The 12998-nt window shown below is 67.3% G+C and carries 8 protein-coding genes; 3 read left to right on the top strand and 5 right to left on the bottom strand.

Annotated features, from left to right (window positions below):
• Positions 1 to 6 precede the first annotated feature (6 nt).
• Complete coding sequence (gene erpA, locus DES44_RS15060) at positions 7 to 387, top strand: iron-sulfur cluster insertion protein ErpA (RefSeq protein ID WP_058933899.1); 381 nt, start codon at positions 7 to 9, stop codon at positions 385 to 387.
• A 145-nt stretch (positions 388 to 532) separates the two neighbouring features.
• Here the strand turns inward: erpA and DES44_RS15055 are convergent, their stop codons facing one another.
• Together DES44_RS15055 and DES44_RS15050 are read right to left on the bottom strand one after the other, a co-directional pair.
• A complete protein-coding gene (locus DES44_RS15055; protein ID WP_058933900.1) occupies positions 533 to 1651 on the bottom strand; it encodes an anhydro-N-acetylmuramic acid kinase in 1119 nt (372 codons plus the stop codon).
• A gap of 246 nt (positions 1652 to 1897) precedes the next feature.
• On the bottom strand, positions 1898 to 3283 hold the full coding sequence (locus tag DES44_RS15050; RefSeq protein WP_058933901.1) for a M23 family metallopeptidase: 1386 nt from the start codon (positions 3281 to 3283) through the stop codon (positions 1898 to 1900).
• Positions 3284 to 3619: 336 nt separating this feature from the next.
• Here DES44_RS15050 and tyrS point away from each other — a divergent pair, with 336 nt between their 5' ends.
• Together tyrS and DES44_RS15040 are read left to right on the top strand one after the other, a co-directional pair.
• Positions 3620 to 4876 (top strand): tyrosine--tRNA ligase, encoded by a 1257-nt coding sequence (gene tyrS / locus DES44_RS15045; protein ID WP_058933902.1) that lies wholly within the window; start codon positions 3620 to 3622, stop codon positions 4874 to 4876.
• A gap of 240 nt (positions 4877 to 5116) precedes the next feature.
• Complete coding sequence (locus DES44_RS15040) at positions 5117 to 6910, top strand: glycoside hydrolase family 15 protein (protein WP_058933903.1); 1794 nt, start codon at positions 5117 to 5119, stop codon at positions 6908 to 6910.
• An 18-nt stretch (positions 6911 to 6928) separates the two neighbouring features.
• Here DES44_RS15040 and DES44_RS15035 read toward each other — a convergent pair whose 3' ends face one another.
• From DES44_RS15035 to DES44_RS15025, 3 genes are all read right to left on the bottom strand, one after another.
• Positions 6929 to 8044 carry an acyltransferase family protein gene (locus tag DES44_RS15035; protein ID WP_058933904.1) on the bottom strand — a complete coding sequence of 372 codons (1116 nt, stop codon included), beginning with the start codon at positions 8042 to 8044 and terminating at the stop codon, positions 6929 to 6931.
• A 384-nt stretch (positions 8045 to 8428) separates the two neighbouring features.
• Positions 8429 to 11827, bottom strand: coding sequence for a S41 family peptidase (locus DES44_RS15030; protein WP_232309926.1), 3399 nt, complete (start codon positions 11825 to 11827; stop codon positions 8429 to 8431).
• Between the two features lie 270 nt (positions 11828 to 12097).
• On the bottom strand, positions 12098 to 12997 hold the full coding sequence (locus DES44_RS15025) for a 5'-nucleotidase (protein ID WP_058933906.1): 900 nt from the start codon (positions 12995 to 12997) through the stop codon (positions 12098 to 12100).
• Position 12998: the final 1 nt, after the last annotated feature.

Genomic DNA, 12998 nt, shown 5'->3' with positions numbered 1-12998 from the left:
TCCAGCATGAGCACTGCAGTTCTCGAAACCTCCGCCGATCTGACCGCCGACGGCATGCCCGCACCGCTGGTCTTCACCGACGCCGCGGCCGAGAAGGTGCGTGAGCTGGTGCTGGAAGAAGGCAACCCTGACCTGAAGCTGCGCGTGTTTGTGCAAGGCGGTGGCTGCTCCGGCTTCCAGTACGGTTTCACCTTCGACGAAGCCGTGAATGACGACGACACGCGGATGAACAAGAACGACGTCACCCTGCTGATCGACGCCATGAGCCTGCAATACCTGATGGGCGCCGAGATCGACTACAAGGAAGACCTGCAGGGCGCTCAGTTCGTCATCAAGAACCCGAACGCCACGACCACCTGCGGTTGCGGCTCGAGCTTCTCGGTCTGACGACATCCGCTGCTGCCTGACGGCTCGTCCGCACCGGACGTTCTGTCAGGAATGCCGCCATCGGGGCGGACGCATGAAACCGCCTGTTGGCGGTTTTGTTGTTTCTGGGTCCGCAAGATCACAGGCCGCGACACGCGGGGCTGGCTCAAGCTGGCGTATAACTTCCCAGCACCCTCGGTCCGCTGGCCCCGGTGACCGCTGGCAGATTGCCACTGAGGTGCCGCACCCACCGCATCGCCAGCCAGGCGAAGGCGGCCCCTTCCACCTGCATCGGCGGCAGGCCGGCCTGCGCGGTGCTGGTCACCTGCACGGTCGGAAGCAGCGATTGCAGACGCTGCATCAGCCGCCCGTTGAAGGCGCCGCCGCCACACACCCTCAGCGCTTGCCAGTGCCCCGGCGCAAAACGACTCAGGCTGTCGGCGACGCAGCGTGCGCTCAGCTCCAGCAGGGTGGCCTGCACGTCCACCGGTCGCGCGCCGGGATGGGTGGCGAGCCGCTGATCCAGCCATTGCAGATGGAACAGGTCCCGACCGGTGCTGCGTGGGGGCGGGCGGTGAAAGAAAGGCTCGGCCAGCAGGTCTTGCAGCAGGCCCGGCAGCACCTGGCCTTGGGCGGCCCATGCGCCGTCGGCGTCGTAGTCGGCGCCCTGGTGCCGCTGAATCCAGCCGTCCATCAGGCAGTTGCCCGGACCGCAGTCAAAACCGCCGCTCTCCCCAAGCGCCCATAGCAGGCTGACATTGCTGATGCCGCCAATGTTGAGCACGGCGACATCGGCATCATCCCGCCCGAAAACCGCGCGATGGAAAGCAGGCACCAGCGGTGCGCCCTGGCCCCCAGCCGCCAGATCACGGCTGCGGAAATCATGGACCACGCTGATGCCGGTCAGCTCCGCCAGCAGCGGTGCATTGAGGAGTTGCAGCGTGAAGCCGGTCCCGTCGAATTCGCCGGGGCGGTGACGCACCGTTTGACCATGGGCGCCCAGTGCGCGGATCTGCCGGGGCGGCAGGCTTTGCGCCAGCAGCACCTGCTGCACCGCCTCGGCGTAAGCGCGAGACACTGCATTGGCGGCCAGGGCGGCGCGTTGGAGTTCGTTGTCGCCGGCTGCATTCAGGGCGAGCAGCTCGGTGCGAAGCACTGCATGGAAGGGGTGGTGGTGATGCGCCAGCGCCTGGACGCGCCCATCGCTTTCGGCCTGCAGCAGCACAGCGTCCACACCGTCCAGCGAGGTGCCGGACATCAGGCCGATGAAGAGCTCATGCGTCATGGCGAAAATTCTCTTGAGTCATCGACAGACGGACAGACCGACAGACCGACCGACAAACCGGTCACGCCCAGCTGATGGGTGGCGTCCGGCAACCGCCGCACCGCAGAAGTGTCGTCGTCCCGCCAGCGCCAGGGGGGCTGGCGCTGCTAGCACCTGAAGCTCGGGCCGGACCGATAGCCCAATAGCTCAGCGAATGCTTGCACCCACCGCGCCACTCAGCCGCCCATCGGCGATTCAGACCTTGGCTTACTCACCCACCACGCCGTCACCCAGCGTGGCAGCGGCCTGCAGCTGCGTCTTGGCAGCGGCCAGTTGCGACTGGAATGCTGCACGGGCCGAGGCCGGCAGCGGCACGGATTCAGCGGCCTTGGCAATCACACGCGGATCCTGCTGCTGACCATTCACTCGGAATTCAAAGTGCAGGTGGGGGCCCGTCGCCCAGCCGGTCGCACCGACAGCGCCGATCTTCTGCCCCTGTTCCACGCGTTCGCCACGCTTGACGTCGATCCGGCTGAGATGGCCATAGACGGTCATCCGGTCGCCGTTGTGCTTGATCTGGATGACGTTGCCAAAGCCGTTCTGCCAGCCGGCAAAGGCCACCGTGCCATCGCCCACGGTGCGCACCGCCGTACCGGTGGGCGCGCCATAGTCGATGCCCTGATGCTGACGCCAGGTCTTGAGAATCGGGTGGAAGCGCATCGCGAACCCGGAGGTCACGCGGGAGAATTCCATCGGGCTGGCCAGGAAGGACTTGCGCTTGCTTTCGCCGTCGAAGCCGTAATAGCTGCCCTTGCCGCTGGCGCTGTCCTTGAACCACACCGACTGGTAGCTCTTGCCGTTGTTGACGAATTCCGAGGCCAGCAGGCGGCCGGCACGGCCGTCCCAGTTGATCGGTTCGCCGTCGGCGGTCAGGACTTCATAGACCAGCGAAAACCGGTCGCCCTTGCGGAGTTCGCGGTGGAAGTCGATGTCGCCGGAGAACATGTCCGCCAGCTGGGACGCAATGGCGTCCGGAATGTTGGCTTCGTCGGTGGCGGCGAACAGCGAGCTGCGGATGGTGCCGCTGCCCAGACGGATCTGGCTCTCCAGCGGGGCGGTTTCCCACTTGGAGACGAAATGATCGCCTTCGCGCACGATGCTCAGGCGGGTGAAGAAGCGGTCTTGTTGCTCGGCCTTCTCAGCCGGGAAGCGGGCAATGATGCTTTGCACCTGGCCGCTGGCCGTGGCCACCACCTGCACCCGCTTGCCCACGCGACCTTGCAGCAGGCGCTTGGCATTGGGGTCGTTGCGCAGGAAGAGCGCGGCGGCCGGGTCGAAGGCGCCCATGCGCTTGAGCAGGGTGTCGGCGGTGTCGGAAGCGCGGGTGAGGTCGGAGCGGGACAGGCCCGGGTCGAACGCTGCCAGCTCGGCCAGTTGCGCGTCCAGCGACTGCGGGACGATGGCCTCGGTGATCTCATGCTGGTGCAGGTCGGCAGCATCCGGAGCCAGCGGGGCGATACCGAAGGCGGTGACCGCAAAGCCACCGAGCACCCCCACCACCGTTCCGGTCAGGGCACGCGGATGACGCGCGGCAAAACCCTCTACGCGAGCCAGCGAGCGCTGCACGCGCTTCCATTCCTCAGACCAATTCATCACGCGCGAGACATCCTGGAGACGGTGGGTGACGGAATCCGCGGTCACACCCAGGCCAGCGAAGGACGCCAGCGACGGACGCGCGCGGTCGATACAGCGAAGAGCCGGCCGACCACCAAGTTCTGTGACCTAGAATCAGCATCCCTTCCAGGGACCCCGCTGAGGGGCCTTGAAAGGCAGCCTTTATCGGCACTTTCGCGGGGCATGCGGGCGGTAATTGCTACCGATCACACCCTGCAAAACTGCGGCAAGTATAGCGGCGGGGTGTCCCGCGGCATGCTAGAAAACCCGCTAAATCAAGACTTTATGTAAGCCCCGTGCGGGTGATGCAGCACTATGTCCGAAGCCCGAACCCAGTCTGACAGTCCTTCCAGCAAACCGGAATTTCCGATCACCGACCGGGTGAAGCATGCGCTGGCGCAATCGCTGCGCGGCTGCGAGGAACTGCTGCCCGAAGCCGATTGGGTGAAGAAGCTCGCCCGGTCGGAGGCCACCGGGGTGCCGCTGCGCATCAAGCTGGGCCTGGACCCGACCGCGCCTGACATCCACATCGGCCACACCGTGGTGCTCAACAAGATGCGCCAACTGCAGGACCTGGGGCATCAGGTGATCTTCCTGATCGGGGACTTCACCTCGATGATCGGCGACCCCTCCGGCCGCAACGCCACCCGTCCGCCGCTCACGCCCGAGCAGATCAAGCACAACGCCGAGACCTATTACAAGCAGGCCAGCCTGGTGCTGGACCCGGCCCGCACCGAGATCCGCTACAACAGCGAATGGAGCGACCCGCTGGGCGCGCGCGGCATGATCCAGCTGGCCGCCAAGTACACCGTGGCGCGCATGATGGAGCGGGACGACTTCACCAAGCGCTTTGCCGCCGGCACCCCGATCTCGGTGCATGAGTTCCTCTACCCGCTGATGCAGGGCTACGATTCGGTGGCGCTGAAGTCCGACCTGGAGCTCGGCGGCACCGACCAGAAATTCAACCTGCTGATGGGCCGCCACCTGCAGGCCGAATACGGCCAGGAGCCGCAGTGCATCCTGACCATGCCGCTGCTGGAAGGGCTGGACGGTGTGGACAAGATGTCCAAGTCCAAGAACAACTATGTGGGCATCACCGAGCCGGCCAACAGCATGTTTGCCAAGATTCTGTCCATCAGCGATGTGCAGATGTGGAAGTGGTATGACCTGCTGAGCTTCCGCAGCCTGGACGAGATCGCCGCGCTCAAGCGCGACATCGAAGCCGGCCGCAATCCCAAGGAAGTGAAGGTGCTGCTGGCCAAGGAAATCACGGCGCGCTTCCACAGCGCGCAGGCGGCGGATGAGGCCGAGGCCGACTTCAACAACCGCGCTAAGGGCGGCATTCCGGACGACATTCCTGAGGTCGCGCTCAGCGGCGCCCCCATGGGCATCGGCGCGCTGCTCAAGGCGGCGGGCCTGGTGCCCTCCACCTCCGAGGCCAACCGGATGATCGAGCAAGGCGGCGTGAAGATCGATGGCGACACCGTCTCTGACCGCGGTTTGAAGGTCGCTGCCGGACAAATGGTGGTGCAGGTGGGCAGGCGCAAGTTTGCTCGCGTCACGCTGAGCTGAATCGCCACTGAGCCCGGAATGGGGTCCAGCGCTGGCCCGATGCCGGCCGCGGTCCACCAGCCCACTCCCACCATACCGCAGGCGACCGGCTCGCCTGCCTCCAACCCCACATTCCACTGCGACATCCCGACCGCCGGTTGATGCTCACCGGACATCGCGCTACACCTGACCTCCACCGCTGACAGGCGCCCAAGGCACGTTTCCTGCCGTCTGTCGGCTCTACGGAAAGGGAATACGGTTATGGATGTGGCATCGCTGAAGCTGGGACTGGTGGGCAATTGCGCGGTCAGCGCCCTGATCGACGACCAGGCCCGGGTGGTCTGGGCCTGCGCGCCGCGCTTTGATGGCGACCCGATGTTCCATGCGCTCATCGATTCGCCGGAGGGCGTGGGGCCGGACGGCACCTTCCAGGTGGTGCTGCAGGATTTCTCGCACAGCGAGCAGTCCTACGACCATGGCACCGCGGTGCTCCGCACCCGCCTCTACGACACCCATGGCAATGCGATCGAAGTCACCGATTTCATGCCGCGGTTCTTCCTGCACGACCGGCCCTTCCGGCCGATGATGCTGGTGCGGCGCATCCGTCCGCTGGAGGGCCGACCCCAGATCCGGGTGGTGCTGCGTCCGGTGGTGGACTGGGGCAAGTCGCGCCCGGTGCGCACCCGCGGCAGCAACCACATCCGCTTCGTCGGGCCGCGATTCGTCGTGCGGCTCACCTCCAACGCACCGCTCACCTACATCCTGGACGAGACCTCCTTCTCGCTGGACCAGCCGATGAGCTTCATCTTCGGCCCGGACGAGACGCTGGACCGCGGCGTGGAAGACGCCGCCCGCATGCTGGAGGAGCAAACCATCAACTACTGGCGGGACTGGACGCGCCGCCTGGCCATTCCGCTGGAATGGCAGGACGCGGTGATCCGCGCGGCCATCACGCTGAAGATGTGTCTCTATGAGGAGACCGGCGCCATCGTGGCGGCCATGACCACCAGCGTGCCGGAAGCCCCGGGCACCCAGCGCAACTGGGACTACCGCTACTGCTGGCTGCGGGACGCGTTCTTCGTGGTGCGGGCCCTCAACAGCCTGTCCGAGACCGGCACGATGGAGGACTACCTGCGCTGGCTGCGCAATGTGGTGGCGCAGTCGCGCGATGGCCATGTGCAGCCGCTCTACGGCATTGGCCTGGAGCATCGCCTGACCGAGCAGACGGTCGATCATCTGCGCGGCTACCGGGGCAATGGTCCGGTGCGCGCCGGCAACCAGGCCTACGAGCACTTCCAGCACGATGTGTACGGCAACATCGTCCTGGGGTCGGCCCAGTCCTTCTTCGACCACCGCCTGCACCAGCGCGCTGGCCTCAATGAATTCGCGCTGCTCGAGCGCATCGGCGAGCAGGCCTATGCCATCCACGACAAGCCCGATGCCGGCATGTGGGAGCTGCGCACCCGCTCCCGCGTGCACACCTCTTCGGTGCTGATGAACTGGGCCGCCTGCGACCGGCTGGCCAAGATCGCCACCGTGCTGGGCGAGCCGCGGCGCGCGCACCTGTGGCGCGAGCGGGCCGAGATCATCCGCAACAAGATCCTGCAGAACGCCTGGAGCGACGATCGCAAGGCATTCGTGGAGAGCTTCGGCGGCAAGGACCTGGACGCCAGCGTGCTGCTGATGGCCGAGGTCGGCTTCATCGATCCGAAGGACCCACGCTTCGTCAGCACCGTGGATGCCCTGGAGGCCTCGCTCTGCGACGGCCCGCACATGCGTCGGTATGAAGCGCCGGACGACTTCGGCCGTCCCGAGACCGCCTTCAACATCTGCGCCTTCTGGCGCATCGACGCGCTGGCTCGCATCGGCCGGACCGACGAGGCGCGCGAGATCTTCGAAGCGCTGCTGGCCTCCCGCAATCACCTGGGGCTGCTGTCCGAGGACACCCATCCGGTGACTGGCGAGCTGTGGGGCAACTTCCCGCAGACCTATTCGATGGTGGGCATCATCAACGGCGCGATGCGGCTGTCCAAGCCGTGGGATTCGCAGATCTGACGCCTCGCGCCCAGCACTTCAGCGGGGGCGTACCGACACCGGCAGGACCGCCGGTGCGCCCCCACGTGGCTTGCGCATCAGCCAGGTGGTGATGGGCTTTTCCAGCAGGAAGTAGCAGGCCAGGCCCACGCCGACGCCGGCGGCGGTGAGCATCAGCGCCAGCAGGTCGGCGCTGAGCACCAGCTGGTACTTGCGCACTGCCCGCTCGGCGTAGGGGATGAGCTGGTAGATGACCAGCACGTGCACAAGGTAGATCGAGTAGGAAGCGTTGCCCAGCATCACCACCCAGCGCGGCCAGGTGAGCCGGCCTTCCAGCCGCAGCACGCCGACAAACAGCAGGGCGGCCGCCACGCCAAAGCTCACGCAGCGCCAGCCGGTGGGGATTAGCCCCAGCGCCGAAAACAGCCCGAACAGCGCCAGGCCTGCGATCACCAGCAGCACCGATCCCATGGGACTGCGATCGCGCCAGGGCACGAAGCTGGCGATGGCCGCGCCGAAGAGAAATTCCAGGGTGATCGGGTCCGCCAGGAAGCCGTGCCAGACAGTGGACTGCGGCAGCAGCAGGCCCACGCCGAAAGCCGCCGCGAGGATGGCGCACAGCGCCGGGAAGAGATGCTGCCGCGCCAGCAGGATGGCGGCGGCAAAGCACAGATAAAACAGGGCCTCGTAGCTCAAGGTCCAGCCCACGCCGACGATAGGCTGGATCAGATGCCGCTCGTTGAAGGACGGCAGCAGCAGCAGTCCTCCCAGCCGCTCGGCGGACAGGTTGAAACCGCGCTCGCCCGTGGCCCACCAGTGCATCAGGGCGGGCTTGAGCGCGAACAGCGTCACCAGTGCATACATCGGCCAGACCCGCAGCACGCGCTGCTGCAGGAAGTGGGACACCGGGCGGCGTCCCTGCACATAGCTGCCCGAGATGTAGACCATCAGGAAGCCGCTGAGGATGAAGAACACATCCACGCCACCGGCCCCCGCCTCGATCAGCCAGGCGGGCAGCAGCGACGGCAGCAGCGGCAGGTCTGCGGGTGCATTGACGGTGGACGCTCGCAGGGCGTGGTGCAGGACCACGGCCACTGCGGCAAACGCTCGCAGGGCCTGCAGGCCAACGATCTCGCGATCTTGGGTGGGACGCATGGGTGTACTTCTCCGAAGATGTCCGCCAACGCGGCAAGGGCGCTGTGCAGGACTGCCGCGACGCGCGATGCTAGGGAGCGGCTGACAGCGAGGAGGTCAGCAACTGCGTCCAACGGTGAAGGGTGTTTCCAGCCGCGTGCGGCCGTGCCGAATGGGCAATGCGGATGCCGGACGGGTGTCTGCGGATGTCCCCTGAATGTCCGTGATCCCGCCTGGCTGCCTTGTGCAGGCGAAAAAAAGCGCCCTGGAAGGGCGCTGTGGTTGGGAGCTTCGATGGGAGCGTGAGGTGGACGGCACTCGATCGGGCCTCACCGTCCGAGCAACTGTTTCAAGCCCTCACGAGATGGGGCGTCACCGCGTCACTGATGAGCGCCCCAAGCTGGGTCACTGCTGGATCGGCCGCGGATACGCCCCCGGCTTGGGCGTCTCGACCGGTGCTTCCTGCAGGCGCTTGTTCAGCCATGCCAGGGCCGCGTCGAGCTGCGCATCCTGGCCGTTGGCAGTGGCGCGCGGCGGGTTGTCCACGCGCAGGTCCGGCGTCACGCCCTTGCCTTCCACGATGAAGCTGCCGTCGATCAGGATCTGGCCGTTCTCAGCCGCGCGCATCATGCCCTTGTCCACCAGCCAGTTGCCGTCGGACAGCCAGACACCGGCGCCGGACGTGGTCATGCCGATGACCGGCCCCAGCCCCAGACGCTTGAAGCCTTCGGTGAAGGTCTCGCCGTCCGAATACGTCTCCTCGTTGGCCAGCACCACCACATGCCCGCGGAAGGTCTGCTGCATGTTGGGATAGGGCTTGGCGCCCTCGGGCGAGCGAGGCTGCCAGAAGGCCCAGGCGCGGCGGGAGAGTTTTTCGAGAATGAAGCTGTCGATGTTGCCGCCGTTGTTGTGGCGCACGTCGATGATCAGTCCGTCGCGGTCGCTCTGGGCGTAGAACTCGCGGGCGAAATCGGCGATGTCCTCGGGACCCATCGCGCGCAGGTGCACGTACCCGATGCGACCCTGGCTGACCTGGTCCACACGACGGGCCTTGCCATAGCGCCAGTCATCCACGCGCAGGCGTGCTTCCCGGCGCTGGTCCACCGGCGTCACGACCACGCTGCGACTGCGTCCACCCGGCTCACGCAGCTGCAGCAGCACCTGCTTGCCGGCCTGGCCGCGCAGGCCCTCGGTCGGGTCGGGCAGGGCAGCGGCGTCCCGGCCGTTGATGGCGGTAATGACCGAGCCCAGCGGAATGTTCAGGCCGGGGGCCGCGAGCGGACCGGCTTCCGACGGCAGCTCCGGATCGCCGCTGTAGACACGCTGGATCTTCCAGCCCAGCGGATCGCGCACCAGCAGCGCGCCCAGACCCGCCCAGCCCGGCTCACCGCTGGACTGGCGCACGTCACCGGGCCGTACCGAGCTGTGCAGCAGGCTGATTTCGCCCACCATCTGCGCCATCACCTCGTTGAGCTCGCCCCGCTCGGTGACGCGCTCGACCAGCGGCGCATACTTGCTGCGCATGGCGCGCCAATCGACGCCGTGCATGCCCTTGTCGTAGACATAGTCGCGCTGCATGCGCCAGCCGTCGGCAAACATCTGGCGCCACTCCGCGCGCGGGTCGACCTGAATCTGCCAGTCGCTCCACAGGACGCGGGACTTGTCGAGCTCCGTCGGCAGCTTGGGACCAGCCTCCACGATCAGGATGTCCGCAGCGGCGCCCGCACCGGCAGCTTTCACTACCATCAGCTTGCGGCCGTCGGCGCTGAGGTCGAAGGACTGCACCTGCTCGCTGACGGTCTCGGCCTTTTGTTCCTGCGGCCCGATGGGCAGTTGCCGCAGCGTCTTGCCTTCCAGCAGATACAGACGCTTGGCGTCCACACGCAGGTCATCGAAGTTGCCCGCGGCCAGCGGGACTTCATACAGCCGCTCAGCCAGGCCGTTCAGCACCACCGCGGGACGGGCCTTGGGCGCATTGCCGGCCTTGATTGCGGTGTTCGTGGCGGTGTTAGCGGCGCTGTCCGAAGCAGAGTCGCTGCGAACGCCAGGCTTCGGTTCGGCCCCACTGCCCTTGCTGCTGTCCTTTCCGGCGTCCTTCCCTTTGTCCTTGTTGTCCTCGGTGTCCTTGCCATCAGCACCTGCCGGCTGCAGCTCCGTCGGTGCCGCAAACGGGAAACGCAGACCCGGTTGCAGCGCCAGGGCGTAGACCTTCCAGCCGCGGTCGAACTGCGGCCCCATGTTGCGGTCGCCCCAGGGCGCGCCGTTGGCACTGACCACGAAGCTGCGCCGGGACAGGAAATACAGCCATTGCCCATCGGGGCTGAAGGCCGGTGCCGCCGCGGCATAACGGTCACTGCTGAGCTGCAGCACCCGCTGCTCAGCCACGCTGTAGAGCATCAGCTGCGCGCGGTAGACATTCGAGGTGTTGCGCACGTAGGCCAGCACCTGGCCGTCCGGCGACCAGCGCATCTGCGACACACCGTCCCCGGTGCGGTCCTGGTCGATCTGGCGGGTGCTGGCGGCGGGCTCCTTGGCGCGGAGGTCGGTCAGGAAGAGCCGGCCTTCCTTGTCCTCATGGGCCAGCCAGCGGCCGTCTGGCGAGGGCAGCAACTGCTGGCGCATGGCGCTGGCGCCCCGCGTGATCGGCTCGGGCTGGCCGGTGCCGTTGGCCGGCAGGCGCCAGATTTCGGTCTCGCCGCTGAAGTCGCAGACGGAGAAGACCGAGCGGCTGTCGGCACTGAAACGGGCATCGCGGCACCGGCCGGCATCTTGCAGCGTGGCAGGGTAGGCCAGCTCGGCGCGGCGCAGCGGCCCCACCCCTTGGGTCGCCAGACGGCCGCGGCTGGTCAGCACCACACGCTCACCGTCCGGCGACAGGGCGATGTGGGTGAGGAAGTCCTGCGGCTTGGCGATCCAGCGCCGGCGCATCTGGTCGTGGTCGCTGTTCAGGAGGAAGGACAGCTTCACGCTGTCCGCGGCGCCCTCCAGATCCAGCCGATACAGGTCGGCGCCCAGCGCATATACCACCTGCCGCCCGCTCAGGCTGGCATGGCGGATGTCCCAGCCCCGATGGTGGGTGTGTTGCCGCAGGTCCGATCCGTCGGCGGCCACCGACCAGAGGTTGTAGGTGCCGTCCCGGTCGGAGAGGAAAGCGATGCGGTCCCGGCCCTGGCCATCGCGGTAGGGCATGGGCCGCCGGTCGTTATTGCCCTCGGCCACCAGCGGCCGGGCCTCGGCCTGGCTGGTCAGGTCCATCACCCACAGCCGGGCGATGGCGCCGCCGCGGTACTGGCGGGCGTTGTCGCCGCGCAGGCCGTTGCGGGTGAAGTAGAGCCAGCGTCCATCGTCGCTGACGGCGCCGTCGGCCGCCTGGCCCACCGGCAGCGCGCGGCGCTCCCCGGTCTCGAGGCTGACCAGATGCAGCTGCGTGCCGGCTTCCCCGCGTTCGGTCGCACCGGTGTAGAGCACCTCGTTGCGGGCGGTGATGCCCCACACCCGCACGGGGCCGGTGTCCCAGCTCAGGCGGCGCGGCACGCCCCCGGTGGCGGGCATGCCATACACGTCGCCCGCGCCGCCGTCGTACTGGCCCACGAAGGCCAGCCAGCGGCCGTCCGGCGAGAGGGCAGGGGCGCTTTCGCTGCCCAGGTGGGTGGTCAGTCGCTGCGCCACGCCGCCCTGCGCGCTGGCCGTCCAGAGATCGCCCTCGGACACGAAGACCAGGCGGTCGCCTTGCAGCGCAGGCTGACGGTAGAAGCCTTCGGCCGGGGAGACGGCAGGCTGCGACGGGGCGCTGCGTGGGCTCACGCTCGCGGGGAGGGCGGAAGGCTCCGCTGGAGCCGACCACGCACTGCCCGCCGCCACGAGCAGGCCACCCGAACAGGCCGCCGCCAGCGCCAGGCTGATCAGCGAGGCCCGCGGGGCAGGGCCGTGAGCGGAACGCGAGGTCGCCGCCTTTGTGGACAGTGAGACGTCCACGCAGGATGAGCAAGAGGACGAGGACGCCGGCGCAGGGCGGGCAGGGGTGGGATGAGCAGGAGTGGGGCGCATGCCCCTATTCTGCGCAAGCCCGGGGGCTCAGTGATTCGTCACACCCGTGGTCACGTGGCCCGATGGCACATGGACGACGGCGCTTTCGATGTGGCCGGCCTGGTCGTCGAAGAAGAAATCCGGCTCGAATTCCCTGAGGAATTCCCCCTTGGCGAGACCGCCGAGGAACATGGCCTCGTCCACCTCCACCTGCCAGTCCATCAGTGTGCGAATGGCGCGCTCATGGGCCGGCGCACTGCGGGCCGTGACCAGCGCCGTGCGGATGCGCATCGGACCCAGCGGGTGGTTCTGCAGTCGCTGCAGTTCATGCAGCACCTGCTTGAAGGGACCGGCTGGCAGCGGGGTGAGCTTGCGCTCGCGTTCATGGGCCTGGAAGGCATCCAGGCCGTCCCGCTGGAACACCTGCTCGGCCTCGTCGGAGAACAGCACCGCATCGCCGTCGAACGCGATGCGCAGCTCTTCCGGATAGGCCACCGACGCCCGCGCCGACTGCGGAAAGACCCGCGCTGCCGCCACGCCGGCCGCCAGGGCCGAGCGCACGTCCTCCTCGTTGGCGGAAAGGAAGAGATGCGCCTTGAGCGGCCGCAGATAGCGCCAGGGGCTTTGCCCGCGGGTGAACACGCCGCGCAGGATCGGCAGCCCGTAATGCTGGGCTGAACGGAAGACCCGCATGCCGGAGATCGGATCATTGCGGGACAGCACCACCACCTCCACCCGCGGGCGCTCGCCCGGCAGGTTGAAGGCCAGCAGCTTGTGGACCAGCGAAAACGCCGTGCCTGGTTTGGCCGGCTGCTCCAGGCGCTGCTGCTGCAGCTGCATGTAGGCGCGGTCGTCCCCGGCTTCGAACAGCTGGTTCTCTTCCTCGAAATCAAACAGGGCCCGTGACGAGATCGCCACGACCAGTTGTCCGTCCAGATTGGCAGGCATG

The organism is Roseateles depolymerans (genome assembly GCF_003387155.1).
GTDB lineage: Bacteria > Pseudomonadota > Gammaproteobacteria > Burkholderiales > Burkholderiaceae_C > Roseateles > Roseateles depolymerans.
Note: the sequence above shows the minus strand (reverse complement) of the source record. Positions and strands in the feature narration are given on the sequence as shown.